Raw genomic sequence first — 22,779 nt, 5'->3', positions numbered from 1 at the left:
ATGTGATCGGTATTGCCATCATTTTTCAGCAACATATGTGATGAATGATGAGTATTGCAGCGTAAAATTCGATGAAAGCTCCGGGTAACTTTGTCATGCAAACGTCATAAAACTGACATAAGATGCCCGGTTATTCTATGGCGCAAGCCTGCTTATATCAGCGATAGCGAGAGACATGGCACAGACTACGGTAAACCAACATCCCCGGGATCGCCTGCGAGCGCGCATCGACCGTAGCGTGCAGGCGGCGGTCACCGTCAGCGGGTTGCTGGTGCTGATGACGTTAATGCTGATCTTCGTTTACCTGCTGTTTGCGGTGCTCCCGTTGTTTAAACCGGCGGCGATGGGCCAGGCAACGCCGTTGCCGCTCAGTGCAGCTGCACCGGCGTTGGCGCTGGGTATGGATGTGCAGCAGCGTATCGGTTATCGCATTGACGACCAGGGGGTGGGACAGTTTTACCGCTTAGCGTCCCAAGAAGGTACTAAAACGGGTGCGCCGTTGACGCAACAACCGTTGCTGAGCAAACCTGTGCTGTTGACCCAGGCGGCTGGCGAGCGTGATTTGTTTGCTTTGGCGCAGGCCGACGGTCGATTTATTGTCGCCAGCGCGGATTTTGCTGCCGCAGGTACGTCGTTACCGCAGTGGTTATTCCCGCTTGGACAGCGGCCGTTAACGCTGGACAAACAGGGGCAGCCGTTGGCCTTGTTGACACTGTCCCAGGCGCGGCATGGGCAGTATTTGCTGGCGGGGATCACCGCCGATCGCCGTTTGGTGTTCGGCCGTTTTAGCCACGATCAACCCCCACAACTGAGTGAACACCCGCTTAATAGCGCGGTGCAGCAGTTGGTATTAACGCCGGACGGCCGTCAACTGTACCTGCTGGCAGGTAATCGGCTGGCCCGCTATCAAATAAACGATACCCAGTTACAGCTAAAAGAGAGCCGTATTCTCGGCGATCATCCCCCTTATCAACTGACGGCGTTGCCCGGCGGCAGTGCGTTATTGATTGAAGCGGCCAATGGCGTTATGCGTGAATGGTTTGATGTTGAAAAAGATCAGCGCTGGCAGTTGACGCCAGTTCAACATTTCGACCATCAGTCCGAACCACAGGATTTACTGGTGGCTGAACCGTATCGCCGAGTGTTTGCTACGCTGAGGCCCGACGGTGGCTTCTCGTTATTTTCCAGTATCCAACCACAGCCATTGCTGAATGGCAGACTCGCCGCTGGGGTACAGCAGATGGCATTCGCCCCACGTGGTGATGGCCTGCTGTTGGAAACGGCACAGGGTTGGCAACACTATGCGATCGATAACCCTTATCCCGATGTCACCTGGCGCTCACTGTGGCACAAGGTGTGGTACGAGAATTACCCCGAACCGGCTTACGTTTGGCAGTCAACCTCTGGGGAGGACAGCTACCAGGCCAAGTTCAGCCTGATTCCGGTCATTTTCGGTACATTCAAAGCCGCGGCCTACGCCATGCTGTTTGCCATTCCACTGGCGCTAGCCGGGGCAATTTATACGGCCTATTTCATGTCCGCCGGGTTGCGGCGGGTGATCAAACCGGCGATTGAGGTCATGGGCGCCTTACCGACGGTAGTGATCGGGCTGGTGGCCGGTATTTGGCTGGCCCCGGTGATTGAACACTATTTATTGGCGGTCTTGTCGTTGCCGCTGTTGCTGGCCGGGGTCGTTCTGGCGAGCGGGGCGCTGGTGAACCGCTTGGCATCGCGTCGTCTGCCGCCGGGGGTTGACCAGCTGATCCTATTACCGCTGATAGCCCTCACCGTTTGGTTGGCGTTCACCCTTGGGCCTTGGCTGGAGGTGAAACTGTTCGGCGAACCGCTGCATTTTTGGCTGGGTGATGATTATGACCAGCGTAATACGCTGGTGGTCGGCGTGGCGATGGGCTTTGCGCTGGTGCCGATTATCTTCTCTCTGGCGGAGGATGCCTTGTTCAGCGTGCCGGCAACCTTGAGCCAGGGATCGTTGGCCTTGGGGGCAACGCAATGGCAAACCGTGATGCGAGTGGTTTTACCTTCTGCCAGCGCCGGTATTTTCTCGGCGCTGATGATTGGCTTTGGCCGGGCGGTAGGCGAAACCATGATCGTGCTGATGGCGACCGGAAATACACCGGTTATCGACGGCAGCCTGTTCCAGGGCTTGCGCGCTTTGGCTGCCAATATCGCCATTGAGATGCCAGAGGCCGTTGCCGGTAGCAGCCATTATCGCGTACTGTTCCTGACTGCGCTGGTGCTCTTCATTTTCACCTTTGTCTTCAACACGCTGGCGGAAGCCATTCGTCTGCGTTTGCGTGAACGTTATACCTTGAACCAGGAGGCGCCATGAGACGTTGGGCGAAGAGCGGTTCACCGTGGATCTGGCTGACCGCCGGTTCGGTCGCCGTCAGTCTGTTAGCGTTGATCGGTATTCTGCTGCTGCTGGCTGGGCAGGGTATGCGTTATTTCTGGCCCAGCCCTGTCTACCAATTTGAACTCAACCAAAGCGCTGCCGGACCGGTGACGATGATCGGTGAGTTGTACCAGCAACAGAGCATTCCGCGCCGTCAATTGCAGGCGTCTGGCGTTGAATTACCGCCAGGAAATGCACCGAGCTTTGAACGTTATCTGATCAAGGTAGGCAATCGCGAGAGTGAAGGGCAGGATTTCCGCACGCTGCTGGCTGGCGATATTCTTCGTCAAAGCACGCCGCGCGATTTACTGGTGCTGGAGCGAAACAGCAACGGCACAGCCTATGGCTATTTGGCCGGTATGCTACAGGACGGTCAACCCTTGACCGGGCGTAACCTCAGCCAAGCGCTGTTACAGCGTTTGCCGCAAATTGCTGCGCTTTCACGCCAGGCACATGATATTCAGTTCCGCGATATGGCGCGCATCAACCAACGGTTTGACGCGTTGCGCCTGCGCGAGAAAAGCTTGCAGCACGGCGAACAGTTGAGCGCGCGTGCTCAGGCTTCCATCAATGCTGAAAGACTGGAGTTACAACGCCAGTATCGCATGCTGTCTGACCGGTTGGACGGATTGAACCGCGATCGCCACCGTGATGCGTTGTTGTTGCGTGATATGCACGGCCAGACTCACACCATTGCGCTTAGTCAGGTGCGTGATGCCTGGTATCCCAATGCGATGAACACCACGCAAAAGCTGGTGCATTGGGGTGAGCAGGTGAAGAAGTTCCTTAGTGATAGCCCGCGTGAAGCCAATACCGAAGGGGGCGTATTCCCGGCTATTTTTGGCACGGTGCTGATGGTGATTCTGATGTCGATTGTGGTGATGCCGTTTGGTGTGATCGCCGCCGTCTACTTGCACGAGTACGCAGGTAATAACGTGCTGACGCGTCTGATACGCATCGCGGTCGTTAATCTGGCCGGTGTGCCGTCGATCGTTTACGGCGTATTTGGCCTTGGTTTCTTTGTTTATATGATTGGCGGCAGCCTAGATCAGTTGTTCTTCCCGGAATCTCTGCCTAACCCAACCTTTGGTACGCCGGGCGTATTGTGGGCGGCGTTGACCTTGGCGTTGCTGACGTTGCCGGTGGTGATTGTTGCCACTGAAGAGGGGTTGTCGCGCATTCCAGCCTCACTGCGTCAGGGCTCGTTGGCGCTGGGGGCCAGCCGGGCGGAAACGCTGTGGCGCATTGTTTTGCCAATGGCTGCGCCAGCAATGATGACGGGGTTGATCCTGGCGGTAGCGCGCGCAGCCGGAGAGACGGCACCGCTGATGCTGGTTGGCGTAGTGAAATCCGTCCCTGTGCTACCGGTGGATGACATTTTCCCGTATCTGCACCTGGAGCGGAAGTTTATGCATCTGAGTTTCCAAATTTACGATATGGCTTTCCAGAGCCCAAGCGTGGAAGCGGCCCGTCCTTTGGTCTTTGCCACCGCCTTCCTGCTGGTGGTGATTGTGGTAGGGTTGAATTTGGCGGCGATGGGCATCCGACACTCGCTAAGGGAGCGGTACAGAGCATGGTCGCAGTAATTATGACGTTATTCTTGGGGAGTGCGTAATGGGTTTGATGACGCCAGGCAGTTTGCCCCGGCTGGATGTCCAGCATCTTGATGATGAACATACCGCGTTGGCGGTAAAGGATCTCAACCTGTTTTATGGTGAAAAGCAGGTGCTGCATGATATTTCTCTGCGTATTCCCAAACACCGGGTGACGGCGCTGATTGGCCCGTCGGGTTGCGGTAAATCAACGCTGTTACGCTGCTTCAATCGTATGAATGATTTGGTGGATAATTGCCGCATTGAGGGCGACGTGCAGCTTAATGGCCAGGGTATTTATGGATCGCAAATCGACGTTGCGGCGTTAAGACGCCGAGTGGGTATGGTGTTTCAGCGGCCGAACCCGTTCCCGAAGTCGATTTATGAAAATGTGGTTTACGGCTTGCGTCTGCAAGGTGTGCGTGACCGACGGATCCTGGATGAGGCGGTTGAGCGTTCGTTGCGTGCAGCGGCGCTGTGGCATGAGGTGAAAGACCGACTGCGTGAGAACGCATTTCGTCTTTCTAGCGGCCAGCAGCAGAGATTGGTGATTGCACGCGCGATAGCGATTGAACCTGAGGTGTTGCTGCTCGATGAGCCCACGTCGGCGCTGGATCCGATCTCGACCCTGACAATCGAAGAGCTGATTTCCGCGCTGAAACAGCAGTACAGCGTGGTGTTGGTGACACACAACATGCAGCAGGCGGCACGGGTATCCGACTATACGGCGTTTATTCATCAGGGCAGGCTGGTGGAATATAACGACACCGACGACATCTTCACCTCACCGCGTCAGCGGCGTACCGAGGATTATATTACTGGGCGTTATGGTTGAGGGCGTATCATTCCTCTCTGACAGTGAAATAGAATCTATACGCCATTATCTAAAAAAACCGCTTTCACGTAATGCTGGTCACTTAAGGTGTTTTTTTAGCGAGTTCAATGTTCTTTTCGGTCGATAAACGCACAAAGCACCATGAGGCTTATGCGCCTCGACCGAGCAAGGGACCCAGGGCGGGGTCCCTTGCAATCCCGCGCCTTTGCCCACTCAGACGGTTGGCTACGCCAACGGCTCTCACTTCACCAGAGGTTTATCGCTGGCGGGTGTTTTGAACTTTGCCAGGTACTGCGGCTGGAAGATGCACATGCGCAGCACGGTCCGGTATTCGCCGTTAACGAAGAATTCGTCAATCAGCTCGCCTTCGACTTCAAAGCCCAGCTTACTGTAGATGTGGATCGCCTTCGGGTTTTCTTTGTCGACGATCAGGTACAGCTTGTACAGGTTCAGCACCGAGAAACCGTACTCCATCGCCAGCTTGGCGGCGATCGTAGCGTAGCCTTTGCCCTGATGAGTCGGATCAATAATGATCTGGAATTCCGCGCGGCGGTGGATGTGATCGATCTCCACCAGTTCCACCAGCCCGACCTTGGCGCCTTCGTGGGCGATGATAAAGCGGCGTTCGCTCTGATCGTGGATGTGTTTGTCGTAGAGATCGGAAAGCTCGACAAAGGCTTCGTAAGGTTCTTCAAACCAATAGCGCATCACGCTGGCATTGTTGTCCATCTGGTGGACGAACGCCAAATCATCCCGTTCCAGTGGGCGTAGTTTGACGTTGGTAGTGCTGGACATGGGGGTTCCTCTATGTCGTGAAATTGTGCAAAGTATAACGTCAGAGAATGAATGCCGGCGAAAAAAAAACGGTGCCGCATGGGCACCGTTTAGGCAATGTTCAGACTGCGCCGTTTTAATCGGCGGCATGGCCCTGTTCAGGCAGGCGTTCGCCATCCAGCCAAGCGGCGTTATCGCGCATTGCCAAGCGGCCCTCAACAAACCAATTTACCACCAGCGGATAAATAGTGTGTTCCTGAGCTTGCACCCGCTCAACCACCTCATCTTCCTCGTCACCGGGGAAGATGGGCACTTTGGCTTGCAGGATTACCGGGCCGCCGTCGAGCTGTTCGGTCACGAAATGCACTGAGGTGCCGTGTTCGCTGTCACCGTTATCGATGGCTTGCCGGTGGGTATGCAATCCCGGGTATTTAGGCAGCAGAGAAGGGTGGATGTTCAGCATACGCCCGGCATAGTGCTGCACGAACTCTGGGCTGAGGATGCGCATATAACCGGCCAGCACCACCAGATCGGGCTGGTATTGGTCGATAGCCTCTGCCAATGCGGCGTCGAACGCTGCACGGTCGGCAAAGGCTTTGGCATCCAGCGCATGGGCGGCAATACCTGCCGCCTCTGCACGTTGCAGGCCGTAAGCCTGCGCCCGATTGCTGAATACCGCCACGATGTCGGCGGCAATCCGGCCCTGTTGGCAGGCGTCAATCAGTACCTGGAGATTGCTCCCCTGGCCAGAGACCAACACCACGATCTTTTTCATCAGTTGATGACCACTTGTTGTTCGTCAGAAGAAGCGGTCAGTGTACCTATCTTCCAGGCTTTTTCACCGGCTGCGGTCAACAAAGCGATAGCAGATTCAACGGACGCTTCTGGCAGTGCAATCACCATACCCACGCCACAGTTAAAGGTGCGGTACATTTCGTGACGGCTGACATTGCCGGTTTGCTGCAACCAGTTAAATACTGCCGGCCATTGCCAGCTGGATTCGTCGATCACGGCCTGCATGCCTTCTGGCAGCACGCGTGGGATGTTTTCCCAGAAACCGCCGCCGGTCAGGTGGGCGATAGCGTGCACGTCGATTTTCTCGACCAGTTCCAGCACGGATTTCACATAAATCTTGGTCGGTGCCAGCAGATGGTCAGCCAGCGGTTTGCCGTCCAGATCTGTGGTGCTTGGGTCGGTGTTGCTGACTTCCAGGATTTTGCGCACCAGCGAGTAGCCATTGGAGTGCGGGCCGGAAGCGCCCAGGGCGATCAAGGCATCGCCGGACTGCACTTTGCTGCCGTCGATGATCTCGGATTTTTCGACTACGCCAACGCAGAAGCCGGCCACGTCGTAATCTTCACCGTGGTACATACCCGGCATTTCGGCGGTTTCACCCCCCACCAGCGCACAGCCAGACTGCTTACAGCCTTCGGCGATGCCGGTGATCACGCTGGCCGCGGTGTCCACGTCCAGTTTACCGGTGGCAAAATAATCCAGGAAGAACAGCGGCTCGGCGCCCTGTACTACCAGGTCGTTCACACACATTGCGACCAGATCGATGCCGATGGTGTCGTGTCGTTTCAGGTCCATCGCCAGACGCAGCTTGGTGCCTACGCCGTCGGTACCGGAAACCAGTATTGGCTCGCGGTATTTCTGCGGCAACGCACACAGGGCGCCAAAACCGCCCAGTCCACCCATGACTTCCGGGCGGCGGGTCTGTTTAACTACACCTTTGATGCGGTCTACCAATGCATTGCCAGCATCGATATCGACACCTGCGTCTTTATAGCTGAGAGAGGTTTTGTCGGTCACTGCGCGATCCCCACGACGGTTTGCGATTTGAAAACTGTGCTTCCGGCTTTGATTCCGGAATAAGGCGCGGCAATTCTAACAGCGCAGGCAAACGTTTGCGAGTGGCTTGTGAGGCAGCTCTGCTTTTTCGTCATCTATACTGTTATTCAATCTTTTGTTGATCCCGATCGGGCTATTGTGGGTGGCGCTGTCGGCAAAAGGAGGTATAATCCGGCGATTTTTTTGGCCGTCAACCACCTTAATAGGAGAAAAATGATGAAGATCGTTGAGGTGAAACACCCGCTGGTGAAACACAAGCTTGGCCTGATGCGTGAAAATGACATCAGCACCAAACGCTTCCGTGAGTTGGCTTCGGAAGTCGGTAGTTTGCTGACCTATGAAGCAACCGCCGATCTGGAAACGGAGAAGGTGACCATCGATGGCTGGTGTGGCCCGGTTGAAATAGATCAGATTAAAGGGAAAAAAATTACCGTTGTGCCTATCCTGCGTGCCGGTCTGGGTATGATGGAAGGGGTGTTGGAAAACGTCCCAAGTGCGCGTATCAGCGTGGTGGGTGTTTACCGTGACGAGGAAACGCTGGAGCCGGTACCGTATTTCCAAAAGCTGGTTTCCAATATTGAAGAGCGTTTGGCGCTGGTTGTCGACCCTATGCTGGCGACCGGTGGTTCGATGATCGCGACTATCGATCTGCTGAAGAAAGCCGGCTGCAACAGCATCAAGGTGCTGGTATTGGTTGCTGCACCTGAAGGTATTGCCGCGCTGGAGAAAGCGCACCCGGATGTTGAGCTGTACACGGCCTCCATCGATCAGTGCCTGAACGAGAAGGGGTACATCGTGCCGGGCCTGGGTGATGCGGGCGACAAGATATTTGGTACTAAATAAAAAATAAGCCGACTTTAATCAGTCGGTTTTTTTTGCATAAAATATATCTACCCCCCAAATAATTGATGTTGCATCAAGGCGGCAAGCGACAGAATCCCGATGAGCTTACTTAGGTAAGTGATTCGGGTGATTGAGCGTAGCCAACGCAGAGGCAGCGGCAAATATGACGGGGATAGCAGAGGAAAAACATCCATGACCCGTCGTGTGATAGGCGTAAGCGAACGCCCGCCGCTACTGCAAACTATTCCGCTCAGTTTCCAACATCTGTTCGCCATGTTTGGTGCGACCGTGTTGGTGCCGATCCTGTTCAAAATCAACCCGGCGACGGTGCTGTTGTTTAACGGCGTCGGCACGCTGCTGTATCTGTTTATCTGTAAGGGCAAGATCCCGGCGTATCTCGGTTCCAGCTTCGCGTTTATTTCCCCCGTGTTGCTGCTGTTGCCGCTAGGCTACGAGGTCGCACTGGGCGGTTTCATCATGTGCGGGGTGTTGTTTTGCCTGGTGGCGCTGATCGTTAAAAAAGCCGGGACCGGCTGGCTGGATGTCATTTTCCCGCCAGCGGCGATGGGGGCGATTGTTGCCGTCATCGGGTTGGAGCTGGCGGGTGTGGCGGCCAATATGGCAGGTTTGCTGCCGGCCGATGGCGTCAGCGCAGACACGACCACGATAACCATTTCTTTGGTGACGCTTGGCGTGACAATCCTGGGGTCCGTGCTGTTCCGCGGTTTTCTGGCGATTATCCCCATCCTGATTGGCGTGCTGGTCGGGTATGCGCTGTCGTTCTTCATGGGCGTGGTCGATTTGACTCCGATCCGAGAGGCGCATTGGTTCGCACTGCCCACGTTCTATACGCCGCGTTTTGAGTGGTTTGCTATCTTTACCATCCTGCCGGCGGCGTTGGTGGTGATTGCTGAGCACGTTGGCCACTTGGTTGTGACGGCCAATATCGTGAAGAAAGATTTGATCCGCGATCCTGGCCTGCACCGTTCAATGTTTGCCAATGGCATCTCGACGGTAATCTCCGGCTTCTTCGGTTCAACGCCAAACACCACCTACGGTGAGAATATTGGCGTGATGGCCATCACCAAGGTTTATAGCACCTGGGTGATCGGCGGTGCGGCGGTTCTGGCCATTTTGCTGTCCTGCGTCGGCAAGTTGGCGGCAGCCATTCAGGCTGTACCTGTGCCGGTGATGGGTGGGGTTTCCCTGCTGCTGTACGGCGTGATTGGTGCATCGGGTATTCGTGTGCTGATTGAATCCAAAGTGGATTACAACAAGGCGCAGAACCTGATCCTGACCTCGGTGATTCTGATCATCGGCGTCAGCGGTGCCAAGGTGCATATTGGTGCCGCTGAGTTGAAAGGCATGGCGCTGGCGACCATTGTCGGCATTGGTCTCAGCTTGTTGTTCAAGGTCATCAGCCTGTACCGTAAGGAAGAGGACGTGATCGACGCGCCGGACGAGCTGGCTGAACGGAAGCCATAATAGAAAACGGGCAGCCAATAGGCTGCCCGTTTTGTTAATACGCAAGACATTAGCTGCGGATTTTGCGGTAAACAAACAGCACGACGATGGCGCCAATGACGGCGACCACGAAGCTGCCGAAGTTAAAACCGTCAACCTTGCCGTAGCCGAAGAAGGTGCTGATATAGCCCCCCACCACAGCGCCGACGATCCCCAATACGACGGTCAGAATAAAACCGCCGCCGTCTTTGCCCGGCATAATCCACTTGGCTAAAATGCCAGCGATGAGGCCGAAGATAATCCAGGAAATAATCCCCATTTACCGCTCCTTCTTTGTGATATCAGGCGTTATTGCTGGGTAGCCGGCTGCGTTTTTTCCGCAGAGTCGACATCACCTTTTAATTCTTCAGCTTTATTTTCAGCGCTGTTTTTAATGGCTTCGGTTTTCGCTTTGGCCTGCTCGGTCAAATCGTTGGCACCATTAATGGCATCGTTCTTGATGGTTTTAGCCTGATCGACCAACTGCTGGCTTTGTTTGCTGGCATCTTCCTTGAGTGCGTCAGCCTTGGCTTTCGCATCGTTGGTGATGGCATCTGCCTGCTTGGCGGCATCATCTTTAATCGCAGAGGCCTTGTCTTTAAGCTGATCGGCTTGCGTGGCGGCCTCTTTCTTGATGTCCTTGGCCACCGCAGCGGCCTTATCGGTCAGATCGTCCGCTTTTTTCTGTGCGGCGTCTTTCATCTGCTCTGCGCTGTCTTTGGCTTTTTCAAGATTGGCGTCGACTTTGGATGAATCATCACAGCCGGCAAGCAATAGCCCAATGATTGAGGCCAAAAGCACTTTATTCCATACTTTCATTGTCCATATCCTTGTAGAAATCTTATTAACGGCGATTGCATTTTGCCCCACTATACTAGGATAACTCTTGGATAAAGTACAAATTCTGCCTGGCCAGGCGAGCTGTCCGCGGGGCTTTATCGGAGCCGTTGTTCACTATTACGGCATAAAATCCTGCCGATTCAACAGAGCCTGTTTTCTGTGGTAGACTTACCGCGTTTTCCTGCCAGTTTTGGTTGAGGTGCTTTTCTGAATACGCCGGCACAGCTTTCACTGCCACTTTATCTTCCCGATGATGAAACTTTTGCCAGTTTTTATCCGGGGGAGAACCCATCCCTATTAGCCGCGATCCAGTCCGCCGTTCGTCAGGAACATGGCAGCTATATCTATTTCTGGTCACGCGAGGGTGGTGGGCGTAGCCACCTGTTACATGCAGCCTGTGCGGAGCTTTCACAACGCGGCGAAGCCGTGGGTTATGTGCCGCTGGATAAGCGAGCTTATTTCGTGCCAGAAGTCTTGGACGGCATGGAGCAGCTGGCTTTGGTGTGCATCGATAATATCGAATGTATCGCGGGCGATGAAGAGTGGGAAATGGCCATCTTCAACCTCTATAACCGCATTCTGGAAACCGGACGCACGCGTCTGTTTATCACGGGCGATCGCCCGCCACGGCAATTGAATCTCCATCTGCCTGATTTGGCTTCACGGTTGGACTGGGGTCAGATCTACAAGTTACAGCCGCTGTCGGATGAAGAGAAACTGCTGGCTCTGCAATTGCGTGGCAAACTGCGCGGTTTTGAACTGCCGGAGGACGTCGGCCGTTTTCTGCTGAAACGGTTGGATCGCGAAATGCGGACACTGTTTATGACATTGGATCAGCTCGATCACGCGTCGATCACCGCACAGCGTAAGTTGACCATCCCGTTTGTGAAAGAGATCCTGGGGCTCTAACCGGTCAATGGGGCTAAATAGGGCACCACACGTCAGTGCCCATTATCCTGCTTAGAGAATGTCCAGCACGTGCTCCGGTGGCCGGCCGATACGCGCTTTACTGCCCTTGACCACGATAGGACGTTCGATCAGCTTTGGGTTCGCTACCATAGCGGCTAACAGCTGGTCTTCGCTCAGGCTTTCATCTGCCAGCTTCAATTCCTTGTACAACTCTTCTTTTTTACGCATCAGCTCGCGTGCCGAGGTGAAACCCAGCTCTTTCAGCAGTTTTTTTAGCTGGGCTACCGATGGCGGTGTCTCCAAATACAGTACCACGTCAGGCGTTATGCCCTGTTGTTCCAGCAGTGCCAGGGTTTCACGGCTCTTAGAGCAGCGTGGATTGTGGTAAATCGTGACGTTTTTCATTGAACTCATCCTTTTCAAAATCAGCTGCGCTGGTACTGGCGGAAACGCTCTTGCAACTGGCGCAATTGGTCGATGCGCGCATCATAACGCGCCTGTTTCAGGCTGCCGAGTTTTTGCAGCGAACTGGCGTTGCTGAGCAGGCCGATGGCCTGATCGAGACGGCCGGTCAGCGCCAGGCTTTCGGCGCGGGCAGAAAGCTCTTCATCGCGCAGACCTTGTGCGGCGCTGGCCTGAGCAAGCAGATCCCAGGCATTGGGATCGTCCGGGTGGGCGAAGGTATAGCGGTTAAGAATTTTTGACGCCTGTGCCGGTTGGTTGCCTTCAACATAGGCGTTCGCCAGGTTGAGCTGCAGCACCGGGTTATTGCTCTGGGCAGCATTGGCGGCTTGCAGGCGCGCAATGGCCTGTGGCGCACGCTTCTGCCCAAGATCAATGTCGGTCATCAGATCGAGCAGCCAGACGTTTTTCGGGTCTTGTGCCAGCAGTGGCTGAATAATGTTACGGGCATCATCATACTTTTTCGCCTCATAAAACAGGATAGCGCGGCCATATTTGGCGGCCATCTGTTCGCGCACGTTGCCTTTGCTGTAAGTATCGAGCAACTCTTCGCGCAGGCCATAACCCTCTGAACTGTACATGCCCAGTGAACGGACCTTGGCCATCAGGTAGTCCTGCGTGGACTGTACCAGGTGCTTAGGCATTTGGTTGGCACGGTTGCGCGCGTCAGACAGGCGGCTGTCGGGCAAGGGGTGAGTCAGCAGCATTTCCGGTGGTTTTGAGGCGTAACGCGACTGGTCAGACAGTTTTTGCAGGAAGTCGGGCATGGCTTCCGGATCAAAACCGGCACGTTGCAGCACCTGAATGCCGATGCGGTCAGCTTCTTGCTCATTTGATTGGGTAAAGCTGATCATACCTTGCTGCGTGCCGGCCAAGGTGCCGCTCAGCGCCGCCATCCCCATGGTCGGGTTGGCCATGGCCAGCAAGATAGAGCCAAGCGCACCGACCCATGTCAGCGGGGCGTTGCGTTGTTGATCTTCCATGGCTCGCGCCAGGTGACGCTGGGTGACGTGTGAGATTTCATGCGCCAAGACTGACGCCAACTGGCTTTCGTTATCGGTTTCGCGGAACAGGGCAGAGTGCAACACCACGTTGCCGCCAAAGAAGGCGAAGGCGTTGATTTCGTCGTTGCGTACCAGATAGAAATGGAAGGGCGTACGCACTGAATAGGCGCTCCCCACCAGTCGGTTGCCCAACTGGTTGATGTATTGGGTCAGCAGTGGGTCGTTGATCAGCGGTGCGCTGGCACGAAGCTGACGAACGTAAAAATCACCCATCGCCATTTCTTGGCCAATGCTCAGGGTACCGCCCGCAGAAGTGCCCATATCCGGCAGTTGATCCTGGGTTTCCGCCTGCACCGGCGCCATCGCTGTGGCGTTGAGTGTGCCAAGCAACAGTACTGCAATCGCTGTTTTGGTCAACCGGGTGGTCATAGTCAGGCCTTTCCCTTAAAGAGTCATTTCTAAGACGTCAGCATTACCTAAGAGTTCTTCTTACCTACCGGGCTTACCAGAACAATCAGCACGAAAGCGGGTTAGCTCACAAAAATGCCTGGGTTATGGCGGCCTGTTGGCAGATAACATCATAGTCAGCCGAAAGCGACAAGGAAACGTCTGTACGGCAATAATCGAACAGAAATGCTTTATTTTTCATTTCTGAATCTCTCTGGTGTGATCTTGAACTTGCGTCGTTCTGTCGGCTCGATAAAAACAAAGACTAACTTTGTCCGTGTTTTAATTGACAAGAAAAACGTGGACTAATATAGTCTGCGTTATTGAATTCATACGTGCAGCTCAAACCCACATGGCATACATAACTACCAGCGTTGAATACGGCATCCATTGTTTACTTTGGCTGGTCGGTGAAAATCAGCGCGCACTCAGCAGCCGCGATCTTGCCGAACTGCAGGGGATTTCACCCAGTTTTCTCGCCAAAATCTTCCCTAAGCTGGAGAAGGCAGGGATTGTCGCCGCAAGTGAAGGCGTGCGCGGCGGTTATCGACTGGCTCGTCCTGCGGATGACATCACTTTTCTGGAGATCATTGACGCGATTGAAGGGCACAAGCCGCTGTTTGACTGCCAGGAGGTGCGTGGCCGTTGTGCGGTGTTTGACGACAGCCCGCCAGACTGGGCGGTTTCCGGCAAGTGTGCCATCCATGCGGTGATGCTGCAGGCCGAAAAGGCCATGCGTGATGCGCTGGCAGTGCAAACGTTGGGGGCCGTTGCCGCTCGCTTCGGGCGCAAGGCACCAGAGGGGTTCTTTGGCGAGATCGACATCTGGATTGACGAACGCATGAGTGAACGCACGACGCGTAGCGGCAAGCCCGCCCGCGCAAAGCCTCAATAACGTCTCAGTATTTCCTCTACTTCTTTTTTTCCCCGCCTGTGTGCCACAGGCGGTAGCCCTTCTGCACCCTTTTGACAGGCGGCGGAACGGCCCAACTCGCCTGGAAAATAATTCGGGCGATTCAACAACCCGATAAACGTGTATGAAGGAGTCATTCCATGACGCAGAAAATAGTGATCGCCGGTTCTGGTTTCGCTGGATTTTGGGCCGCCGTTTCCGCCATGCGGGCGGTGTCGCTTGCGGGTAAAGAAGGGGCTGTCGAAGTGACGATGGTTTCGCCGACCCCGAATCTCACCATCCGCCCGAGATTGTATGAAGCGGTGTTGGAAAATATGAGTCCGGACATCTCGGCGCAGCTTGCGGCAATTGGCGTCCGCCATTTTGCCGGGTTGGTTGAGCATATCGACAGCGAAAACAGAACATTGCAGGTAGTGAGTGCTGAAGGACACAAACACCCACTGGTTTATGATCGTTTGGTGCTGGCGACCGGGAGCCAGTTGTTTATTCCCCCGGTTGCCGGTTTTGCCGAGTATGGATTCAATGTCGATACGCTGGAAAGCGCGCAGCGGTTGGACGCCCATTTAAAGGCGTTGAAAGAACAACCGGAAACCCCGGCGCGTAACACCGTGGTGGTGGTGGGGGGGGGGCTCACCGGGCTGGAAAGCGCAGCAGAAATGCCGATGCGCCTGCGTGCCATTCTGGGCAATGAAGCCAATATCCGCGTCGTGATTGTTGATACCGCGGAAGAAGTGGGTGCTGGAATGGGGGCTGAACCCGCCCGCGTGATCCGACAAGCCTTGGACGAATGTGGCGTTGAGCCGCGGGCAGGAACCCGTGTTACGGCGATCGATGCAGGCAGCGTAACGCTGTCGACCGGTGAGCGCATCGCAACCAACACGGTGATATTGGCCGCTGGCGTACGGGCGCACCCATTGGTTGCACAAATCCCAGGAGAACGAGACAGTGCCGGGCGTATTCTCGGCGATGCATTCCTGCATGCTCCTGCTGTTGAGGGGGTTTTTGTTACCGGGGACACCGTCAAGGCAGCGACCGACGAACTGGGCAATCATAACCTTATGACCTGCCAGCATGCGATGAGCCTGGGCCGTGTTGCCGGGCACAATGCCGCTGCGGAGTTGGTGGGGTTACTTGCACACCCTTATAGCCAACCAAAGTACGTGACCTGCCTCGATCTTGGCCCTTGGGGCGCACTCTACACCGAAGGCTGGGACCGTCAGGTACGCTTCACGCGTGAAGAGGGCAAAAAGATCAAACAGGAAATCAACACCCAGTGGATCTATCCGCCGGCATTGGATCGCGATGCGTTGTTTGCCATTGCCAATCCGGACTTTGTGATTGTGCCTTAAATTGCCTGTGGGGGCGAAATGCTCCCCTTTTTTATGACCAGGGTGACCGGGTGAGCCGATAGAGGCCTGCCTGCAGTGAAACAGTTGCCCTGGTAATGCAGACTACGCGGTTGTTAAACGTGCCTCGTCACAACGTACGGCGAGCTATCGCTCCAGCCACTCAACCGCCAATTCTCGCGCTTCATCCAGACTGACATCACGGCCTTCCCGGGTAATGGCTATTTTTAGCTCATTAATCACGTCCGCTTTTTGGGTTTCATGTTCTTGATTGGCTAACGCCAGGAAGGCATCGCCGACCACGGTACAAATGCCGATGTACAAGGCTTTGGAGTCTTCAAAACCACTGCTCATAACTGTTTCCTCTTAATTTTGATGTAAATCTACAACGGCAGAAAAGAGCGCTCAGGCACGACGGTTTTCATCACCAAAGTAGAACTGAGGCGTTGAACGCCGGGCAGGGCGGAAAGTTTTTCGTCATATAACTGCTGAAAAGCCGGCAGATCTCGGGAAATAACATGCAGCAGGTAGTCAGGATCACCGAACAGCCTTTGTGCCTGTACCACCTGAGGGATATCTACCATTGCGTCCTCAAAGGCCGCGACAGCATGGCGGTCACCTTCCCGCATGGTGACGAAAACCAGCGCGGAAAAGTTAAAACCCAGGCTGCCCGGATCAAGTTGAGCGCGGTAGCCGCGGATCACGCCAGACTCTTCCAGTGCGCGTACCCGGCGATGGCAGGGGGAAACGCTAAGCCCGATCCGTTCTGCCAGCTCCGTAACAGATTGACGCCCATCCGCCTGTAGTTCAGCAAGAATCTTGCGATCTATCTTATCCATTTGGAAAAATCTCCCCAAATTAACCATTTTCAAGCAAGTAATTGGCAACACATTTTAACGCCTTGCAGATATTCTTTCCAATAATTAAACGGCCCGGACTGAGCGATTTTTACGTGATGCGTACGTCCGCAGAATGAGGAAGAACAGGTGAAAATACGCATGACAGGGCAACCTGGACAAGGGAGCGCGCAACCATGACGCTTGCCATTTTCGCTGCATTTTGGGCCGTCTCGATTTTGTTTGTTATCACGCCGGGCGTGGACTGGGCCTATGTCATATCGGCAGGAATACGTGGCCGGGTGGTGGTGCCTGCCGTGGCGGGATTGCTGTTTGGACACTTGCTGGCCATTTTGATTGTGGCGGCGGGCGTGGGTGTGCTGGTTGCCGGCAACCCGCTCATTCTGACGGGGCTCACTATCCTGGGGGCGGCTTACCTGCTGTGGATTGGCGTTAATATGCTGGTTCACCCGTCTGTGCCCGGCAGCGGTGAGAAACAAAGTTCGGGTTCATGGGTGCGTTGGGCGGGTAAAGGGGTTTGCGTGAGTGGCATGAACCCCAAGGTTTTTCTGCTATTTCTGGCTCTGCTGCCGCAGTTCACCGATCCCCATGCCGTATGGTCAATTCCCATGCAGATCCTCGCGCTGGGTTTGTTGCACTTGGTCAGTTGTGGGTTAGTTTATTTGCTGGTGGGTTTTGGCTCGCAATCGATATTGCAGGCGCGTCCGCAGGCCGCGCGGGTTGTCAGCCGTTTTTCTGGCGCTGCCATGGTACTCATCGCTATTGGGCTGTTCGCCGAGCAGGCGTTGAAATAATGCGAAGGTGCCGTCATCAACAAATCCACTCAGACGGTTGGCTGCGCCAACGGCTCTCACTTCATCACGGCAGGCTACGACAGGCGTCCCTGCCTGTCTTGCCTGAAAACGCCGTCCATGGCGGTTTCGCCTATGCGTTGTGCTTACGTTCGACGGGCGCCCAACCGCGTGCTCATCTCATCATGTTCACTGTCTTTCATCAGCTAACGTCACGCTGAGGGGGTGGGTTGCCCGGTGGTAGCCAATTGCCATTCATTGTAGCTACAGAGAAAGGTAGGGTATTGATGGCAATTCTACGTGCACTGAGCTTACCGATACTGAATGAAAAATGCCCGTCAGGCCTGGCTGAGTACTAGCGGGCTTGAACGGGTGTCTACGGTTATGCTTTGACAGCAAGCAGCACGGAAGAGGCTTTGATCAACGCGATTAACCGTGAGCCGTTTTCCAACGCCATGTCCTGCAGACTTTCATTGGTGATTACCGATGTCAGCGTGAAACCCGCGTCAGTTTTGATGTGCACCGTACTGTTGACGGCGCCTTGTTCTAGGGCGTTGACGGTACCGGCAAATTGATTGCGCGCTGAAAAACGCAGCCCGCAATCCTCTGACGCTAAAATGACCCAAGGCGCCTTGATCAGCGCCACCGCTTCCTTACCTGTCACCAGGCCAAGAGATTGCTGGCTTTGGACAGTCACAATGGCGACCAGCTTCTCCCCGCCCGGCAGGGTGATTTCCACTTCATCGTTGACGGCGCCTTTGGCAACTGCGGATACGATTCCGGATAACTGGTTACGAGCAGATACTGACATAAATTCTCCTGGATCAGACATAATGGGGTTGCCATACAGAATGGCTATTTTCCATCTTCTTTACCAATGCCTGTGGGACATTGTGTGAACTACGGGACGTTTCATTGGGGCGGGTCATCACGAATGCCCAGATACCTGTTTGCAGAAGAAAGCAGGTCATGCTGGATGGTAAATGGCCGGCATGGTACAACCATACGCTTGAACCCCCATTTTATGCTGGGGTTTGTCGATAGATTGAGAAAATCCCCACCACAGGAACCGCAATGCCTGCCAGTCAAACCTCTAGGAGCACTCTCTGATGCTGGAGATGTTATTACAATGGTACCGTCGCCGCTTTACCGATCCACAAGCCATTGCGCTGTTGGTGATCCTGGTCGCCGGGTTCCTCATTCTCTATTTTTTGCATGGCATTTTGACCCCGCTGTTGGTGGCCATTGTGTTGGCCTATTTGTTGGAGTGGCCGACCGCGCGGCTTCAGCGCATTGGGTGTTCGCGTAACTGGGCGGCGAGCATGGTCATGATCATGTTTGCCGGTATCGCGATGCTGTTGGTGTTTGTCGTCGCCCCCACGGCCTGGCAGCAGGGGATCAACCTGATGACGGATTTGCCGGGGATGCTCAATCAGTTCTATAACTTTGCCGCGACGTTGCCGAAGCGTTATCCGGCGCTGGTGGATGCCGGCATCATCGATATGATGGCGGAGAACCTGCGCGGACGGCTGTCGGGTATGGGCGAGTCTGTCGTGAAATTCTCGCTGGCTTCGCTGGTGGGGCTGCTTACGCTGGCAATTTACCTGATCCTGGTACCGATGATGATGTTCTTCCTGCTGAAGGACAAAGAGCAGATGCTCAACGCCGTGCGGCGTGTCTTACCGCGCAATCGCGGGCTGGCCGGGCAGGTGTGGCTCGAAATGAATCAGCAGATCACCAATTATATTCGCGGCAAAGTGCTGGAGATGGTGATTGTCGGCGTCGCGACTTACCTGGTGTTCGTGATTTTGGACATGCGCTATTCGCTGCTGCTGGCGGTATTAGTGGGGTTCTCTGTCCTGATCCCCTATATCGGCGCAGTGCTGGTGACCATTCCCGTGGTGGTGGTGGCCATGTTCCAATGGGGCATCGGCGCTGATTTCTGGACGCTGATCGTCGCTTATCTTGTGGTGCAGGGGCTGGACGGTAACCTGTTGGTGCCAATTCTGTTCTCCGAGGCGGTCAATCTGCACCCGTTAGTGATCATTCTGTCGGTGATCATTTTCGGTGGGTTGTGGGGCTTTTGGGGTGTGTTCTTCGCTATCCCGTTGGCGACGTTGGTGAAGGCCGTCATTCACGCCTGGCCGGACGAATTGCGTGTAGAAACGGAACAAGAATAGAATAAGCGGGAAGGGAAATAACGAAGCGCAGCAGGCCGCTGCGCTTCGTGAGAATTATTGCTGCAGGTAGCTCAGAACAATGTCGTGATGATTGGTGGTCTTGAAATCATCAAACACTTTTTCAACCTTACCCTTGGCGTCGAGCAAGAAGCTGATGCGGTGAATGCCATCATAGGTTTTCCCCATAAAGGTTTTCTCGCCCCAAACGCCGAACTGCTCTGCTACCTGGTGATCCTCATCGGATAACAAGGTGAAGTTTAACAACTCTTTCTCGGCAAAACGCGACAGCTTTTCTGGTTTATCCGTGCTGATGCCAAGCACTTCGACACCGGCTTTTTTCAAGTCATCCATGTTATCCCGCAAACCGCAGGCCTGTACGGTACAGCCTGGCGTCATCGCCTTGGGATAAAAATAAACAAGCACTCGCTGTCCTTGGAAGTCGGCTAAGTTAATTTCCTCACCGTCCTGGTCAGGCAAACTAAAGTTCGGCGCTGTGTCACCGGCTTTCAATGGGCTCATAACTACTCTCCATCTTTCTCATCATGCTGTGGATAGTTAACAACGCTAATACTGCCTTGTGCTTTCAGTTCTGTACATAGGCGATGAAAGGCTTGCTCAATATTTGATGCATCTTGATTGCCGGGACTGTGTGCCGTGATCTGGATATACAGCTGCGGCGGCAGTCCACCTTCCGCCGGCTGGGTGCGGGACACCAACTCGGCAATGTTCATCTGGCTGGAGTCGAACAGATCGGTAAAACGCTCGATGAGGTGTGGGGAGTCCTGTACTTCAACCTGTACCCATACGGTGGCCGGCATCGGCGGCCTTTCGTGTGAGTTGGTCCGTTTCATTACAATGAGCAGGTCCAGTTCTGCGCCTTTTTGCGGCAGGGTGGACTCGATCAGGGTAATGGCGTTCCAACTGCCTGAAAGCAGCATGATGAACGTGAATTCTTCACCCAACATGGCCAGACGGCTATCTTCGATATTGCATCCGCAACTGCTGACGTGACGAGTGATGGCATTGACGATTCCGGGGCGATCGGCGCCGAGCGCGGTAATTACGAGATAGTGTTCATCTGGCTTAGGCAAAATGGAGCTTCCTGTCGTGCTCAATGGGGTTACCATGGTAAACATAAAAAAAACCGCCTGCCAAGCGCTTACAACACCGTTGTTTGCTTGCTTTTGGATAGGCAGCAAAAGTACCATGAGTGACTTGTTTGTGGAGGGGACGGCCAATGTTTACGGGAAGTATTGTTGCACTGGTTACGCCGATGGATGACACAGGTGCTGTCGATCGCGCGAGCCTAAAAAAATTGATTGATTATCATGTAGCCAGTGGAACTGCGGCTATCGTTTCCGTAGGGACTACCGGTGAGTCCGCAACGCTTGCCCATGACGAGCATGTCGACGTGGTATTGCAGACGCTGGAGCTGGCCGCAGGCCGTATTCCGGTGATTGCCGGCACGGGGGCCAACGCCACCGCTGAAGCCATTTCTCTGACGCAGCGTTTCGAAAATACGGGTGTCGCGGGTTGCCTGACGGTCACGCCGTACTACAACAAGCCGACTCAGGAAGGGCTGTACCAGCACTTCAAGGCGATTGCCGAAAGCACCGCACTGCCGCAAATCCTCTATAACGTGCCTTCGCGCACCGGGTGTGACATGCTGCCGCCGGTGATTGCGCGTTTAGCAAAAATTAAGAATATTGTTGCTGTTAAAGAGGCAACAGGGAACTTAAGTCGTGTAAGTCAGATCCAAGTGCTGGTTGATGATGAAGATTTCATTTTGCTGAGCGGCGATGACGCCAGCGGTCTGGATTTCATGCAACTGGGCGGCAAAGGGGTGATTTCCGTGACGGCCAACGTGGCGGCGCGTGAAATGGCGCAACTTTGCGCGCTGGCAGCGCAGGGCGATTTTGCCCAAGCACGCCGCTTAAATCAGCGCTTGATGCCGTTGCATCAGGATTTGTTTGTAGAAGCAAACCCAATTCCGGTGAAATGGGCCTGCAAGGCATTGGGATTGATGGCAACCGATACGCTGCGTCTGCCTATGACGCCGTTGACCGACGCTGCCCGTCCGGTAGTGGAACGCGCACTGAAAAGCGCCGGTTTGCTGTAACTCTAAGGGAAATTTGATGGTTTATTCATTGCAAAAGTCGAGGGTAGCAAAAGTCGTTGGCATCTCGCTGGTTATGATGTTGGCGGCCTGTAGCAGCGACCAGCGCTACAAGCGCCAGGTCAGCGGCGATGAAGCGTATCTTGACGCTTCACCGCTGAAGGCACTGAACGCCCCCGCGGGTATGATCCTGCCGGTGCAAAGCGGTAACTACGATGTTCCGGCTACCACACTGAAAGGCGGGATCGGCAAGCAACTGGATATTCGTCCGCCGGTACAGCCTCTGGCATTGCTGAGCGGTTCACGCGCGCAATATGCTGGCGACAGCGGTACGCTGCTGCTTGAGAACAGCCCGCAAAACCAGAACCTGTGGTCACGCGTTGTCAGCATGCTGCAGGCGAAAAATATCGCGATTGCCTCACGCCAAGACGCCGGTCAGACTCTGACTACCGACTGGGTGAAGTGGAACCGTCTGGATGAAGACAACCAGTACGAAGGCCGCTACCAGATCAGCGTGCAGCAGCAGGGTTATCAGCAGGCGCTGGTGGTTAAAACCGTGGGTCTGCAGCAGCAGGGCAAAACCGATCAGGTTACCGACCCGTCTGAAGTTCAGCGCTACAACGGTATGATGATGAATACCATCGTTGAAGGCCTGGACAAACAAGACAACCTGGCAAGCAGCCAGTCTGCTAATCGTTTCGGCGCGCTGGACGTGCAGAGCGCGGCAGATGATACCGGCCTGCCAATGTTGGTTGTGCGTGGTCCGTACACTGTGGTGTGGGATCGCCTGCCGGCAGCGTTGGAAAAACTGGGGATGAAAGTGGGTGACCGCAGCCGTCCGCAGGGTACCGTCGCTGTGACCTACAAATCCCTGAGCGGCAGCGATTGGGATGCGTTGGGTGCCAAGGACCCTGAACTGAAAGAAGGCGATTACAAACTGCAGGTGGGGGACTTGAACAACCGCACCAGCCTGCAATTTATCGATCCTAAAGGTAAGCCGTTGACCCAGTCGCAAAACGACGGGTTGGTTGCGGCATTCCAGGCAGCATTCAGTAAAACCAGCGTTAAATAACGGAAAAGGGGCTTCGGCCCCTTTTTGTTTG

24 protein-coding genes are annotated in these 22,779 nt (G+C 54.7%); 12 read left to right on the top strand and 12 right to left on the bottom strand.

From position 1 onward, the window contains the following. Nucleotides 1-175: 175 nt before the first annotated feature. From JOE25_RS20040 to pstB, 3 genes are read left to right on the top strand one after another with little or no spacing between them, the layout of a single operon-like run. Nucleotides 176-2,350 carry an ABC transporter permease subunit gene (locus JOE25_RS20040; RefSeq protein ID WP_209638217.1) on the top strand — a complete coding sequence of 725 codons (2,175 nt, stop codon included), beginning with the start codon at nucleotides 176-178 and terminating at the stop codon, nucleotides 2,348-2,350. After that, nucleotides 2,347-3,999: a phosphate ABC transporter permease PstA gene (pstA, locus tag JOE25_RS20035; RefSeq protein WP_209638215.1), complete on the top strand. Its 1,653-nt coding sequence runs from the start codon at nucleotides 2,347-2,349 to the stop codon at nucleotides 3,997-3,999. The genes JOE25_RS20040 and pstA overlap by 4 nt, the downstream gene beginning before the upstream one ends. Nucleotides 4,000-4,027: 28 nt before the next feature. Further along, nucleotides 4,028-4,840: a phosphate ABC transporter ATP-binding protein PstB gene (gene pstB / locus JOE25_RS20030; RefSeq protein ID WP_209638213.1), complete on the top strand. Its 813-nt coding sequence runs from the start codon at nucleotides 4,028-4,030 to the stop codon at nucleotides 4,838-4,840. Nucleotides 4,841-5,080: 240 nt separating this feature from the next. Here pstB and speG read toward each other — a convergent pair whose 3' ends face one another. The 3 genes from speG to purM form a co-directional block, all read right to left on the bottom strand. Beyond that, nucleotides 5,081-5,635 (bottom strand): spermidine N1-acetyltransferase, encoded by a 555-nt coding sequence (gene speG / locus JOE25_RS20025; protein ID WP_209638211.1) that lies wholly within the window; start codon nucleotides 5,633-5,635, stop codon nucleotides 5,081-5,083. 115 nt (nucleotides 5,636-5,750) lie between these two features. Next, nucleotides 5,751-6,389 carry a phosphoribosylglycinamide formyltransferase gene (gene purN / locus JOE25_RS20020; protein WP_209638209.1) on the bottom strand — a complete coding sequence of 213 codons (639 nt, stop codon included), beginning with the start codon at nucleotides 6,387-6,389 and terminating at the stop codon, nucleotides 5,751-5,753. Further along, nucleotides 6,389-7,426 (bottom strand): phosphoribosylformylglycinamidine cyclo-ligase, encoded by a 1,038-nt coding sequence (purM, locus tag JOE25_RS20015; RefSeq protein ID WP_209638207.1) that lies wholly within the window; start codon nucleotides 7,424-7,426, stop codon nucleotides 6,389-6,391. The genes purN and purM overlap by 1 nt, the downstream gene beginning before the upstream one ends. 255 nt (nucleotides 7,427-7,681) lie before the next feature. Here purM and upp point away from each other — a divergent pair, with 255 nt between their 5' ends. Continuing rightward, nucleotides 7,682-8,308, top strand: a complete 627-nt coding sequence (gene upp, locus JOE25_RS20010) for a uracil phosphoribosyltransferase (protein ID WP_020828072.1) — start codon at nucleotides 7,682-7,684, stop codon at nucleotides 8,306-8,308. 192 nt (nucleotides 8,309-8,500) lie between these two features. Next, entirely contained in the window at nucleotides 8,501-9,793 is a 1,293-nt protein-coding gene (gene uraA / locus JOE25_RS20005; RefSeq protein ID WP_209638205.1) for a uracil permease, read from the top strand. A 49-nt stretch (nucleotides 9,794-9,842) separates the two neighbouring features. Here the strand turns inward: uraA and JOE25_RS20000 are convergent, their stop codons facing one another. Next, nucleotides 9,843-10,091 (bottom strand): GlsB/YeaQ/YmgE family stress response membrane protein, encoded by a 249-nt coding sequence (locus JOE25_RS20000; RefSeq protein ID WP_004941647.1) that lies wholly within the window; start codon nucleotides 10,089-10,091, stop codon nucleotides 9,843-9,845. 29 nt (nucleotides 10,092-10,120) lie between these two features. After that, a complete protein-coding gene (locus JOE25_RS19995) occupies nucleotides 10,121-10,630 on the bottom strand; it encodes an E3 ubiquitin--protein ligase (protein WP_209638203.1) in 510 nt (169 codons plus the stop codon). 228 nt (nucleotides 10,631-10,858) lie between these two features. On the opposite strand from JOE25_RS19995, the gene hda reads away from it, so the two are divergent. Next, complete coding sequence (gene hda / locus JOE25_RS19990) at nucleotides 10,859-11,560, top strand: DnaA inactivator Hda (protein ID WP_037424480.1); 702 nt, start codon at nucleotides 10,859-10,861, stop codon at nucleotides 11,558-11,560. 51 nt (nucleotides 11,561-11,611) lie between these two features. Here the strand turns inward: hda and arsC are convergent, their stop codons facing one another. Continuing rightward, on the bottom strand, nucleotides 11,612-11,965 hold the full coding sequence (gene arsC, locus JOE25_RS19985; protein ID WP_209638201.1) for an arsenate reductase (glutaredoxin): 354 nt from the start codon (nucleotides 11,963-11,965) through the stop codon (nucleotides 11,612-11,614). A 20-nt stretch (nucleotides 11,966-11,985) separates the two neighbouring features. After that, a complete protein-coding gene (locus JOE25_RS19980) occupies nucleotides 11,986-13,455 on the bottom strand; it encodes a M48 family metallopeptidase (protein WP_209638199.1) in 1,470 nt (489 codons plus the stop codon). 370 nt (nucleotides 13,456-13,825) lie between these two features. On the opposite strand from JOE25_RS19980, the gene JOE25_RS19975 reads away from it, so the two are divergent. Then, a complete protein-coding gene (locus tag JOE25_RS19975) occupies nucleotides 13,826-14,368 on the top strand; it encodes an Rrf2 family transcriptional regulator (RefSeq protein ID WP_209638197.1) in 543 nt (180 codons plus the stop codon). A gap of 158 nt (nucleotides 14,369-14,526) precedes the next feature. Further along, nucleotides 14,527-15,735 carry an FAD-dependent oxidoreductase gene (locus tag JOE25_RS19970; RefSeq protein WP_209638195.1) on the top strand — a complete coding sequence of 403 codons (1,209 nt, stop codon included), beginning with the start codon at nucleotides 14,527-14,529 and terminating at the stop codon, nucleotides 15,733-15,735. A gap of 144 nt (nucleotides 15,736-15,879) precedes the next feature. On the opposite strand, the gene JOE25_RS19965 is transcribed toward JOE25_RS19970, so the two are convergent. Beyond that, nucleotides 15,880-16,086 (bottom strand): DUF2767 family protein, encoded by a 207-nt coding sequence (locus tag JOE25_RS19965; protein ID WP_209638192.1) that lies wholly within the window; start codon nucleotides 16,084-16,086, stop codon nucleotides 15,880-15,882. A gap of 29 nt (nucleotides 16,087-16,115) precedes the next feature. Further along, nucleotides 16,116-16,571, bottom strand: a complete 456-nt coding sequence (locus tag JOE25_RS19960; RefSeq protein ID WP_186427281.1) for an Lrp/AsnC family transcriptional regulator — start codon at nucleotides 16,569-16,571, stop codon at nucleotides 16,116-16,118. A gap of 194 nt (nucleotides 16,572-16,765) precedes the next feature. Here JOE25_RS19960 and JOE25_RS19955 point away from each other — a divergent pair, with 194 nt between their 5' ends. After that, entirely contained in the window at nucleotides 16,766-17,383 is a 618-nt protein-coding gene (locus tag JOE25_RS19955) for a LysE family translocator (protein ID WP_209638191.1), read from the top strand. Nucleotides 17,384-17,762: 379 nt separating this feature from the next. On the opposite strand, the gene JOE25_RS19950 is transcribed toward JOE25_RS19955, so the two are convergent. Next, nucleotides 17,763-18,191: a TOBE domain-containing protein gene (locus JOE25_RS19950; RefSeq protein WP_209638189.1), complete on the bottom strand. Its 429-nt coding sequence runs from the start codon at nucleotides 18,189-18,191 to the stop codon at nucleotides 17,763-17,765. A gap of 298 nt (nucleotides 18,192-18,489) precedes the next feature. On the opposite strand from JOE25_RS19950, the gene JOE25_RS19945 reads away from it, so the two are divergent. Then, nucleotides 18,490-19,560: an AI-2E family transporter gene (locus tag JOE25_RS19945; protein ID WP_037424464.1), complete on the top strand. Its 1,071-nt coding sequence runs from the start codon at nucleotides 18,490-18,492 to the stop codon at nucleotides 19,558-19,560. Nucleotides 19,561-19,614: 54 nt separating this feature from the next. Here JOE25_RS19945 and bcp read toward each other — a convergent pair whose 3' ends face one another. Beyond that, nucleotides 19,615-20,079, bottom strand: coding sequence for a thioredoxin-dependent thiol peroxidase (gene bcp, locus JOE25_RS19940; protein WP_209638187.1), 465 nt, complete (start codon nucleotides 20,077-20,079; stop codon nucleotides 19,615-19,617). Between the two features lie 2 nt (nucleotides 20,080-20,081). Continuing rightward, on the bottom strand, nucleotides 20,082-20,687 hold the full coding sequence (locus tag JOE25_RS19935) for a glycine cleavage system transcriptional repressor (protein WP_209638578.1): 606 nt from the start codon (nucleotides 20,685-20,687) through the stop codon (nucleotides 20,082-20,084). 110 nt (nucleotides 20,688-20,797) lie between these two features. Between JOE25_RS19935 and dapA the strand changes: the two genes are divergently transcribed. Both dapA and bamC read left to right on the top strand, forming a co-directional pair. Then, entirely contained in the window at nucleotides 20,798-21,679 is an 882-nt protein-coding gene (dapA, locus tag JOE25_RS19930) for a 4-hydroxy-tetrahydrodipicolinate synthase (protein ID WP_209638185.1), read from the top strand. Between the two features lie 16 nt (nucleotides 21,680-21,695). Continuing rightward, complete coding sequence (gene bamC, locus JOE25_RS19925; protein ID WP_209638183.1) at nucleotides 21,696-22,748, top strand: outer membrane protein assembly factor BamC; 1,053 nt, start codon at nucleotides 21,696-21,698, stop codon at nucleotides 22,746-22,748. Nucleotides 22,749-22,779 lie beyond the last annotated feature (31 nt).

Origin of the sequence: Serratia sp. PL17 (assembly GCF_017832355.1) — a bacterium.
Lineage (GTDB): Bacteria > Pseudomonadota > Gammaproteobacteria > Enterobacterales > Enterobacteriaceae > Serratia.
The sequence above is the reverse complement of the archived record's forward strand: the minus strand, read 5'-3'. Positions and strand labels throughout refer to the sequence as shown.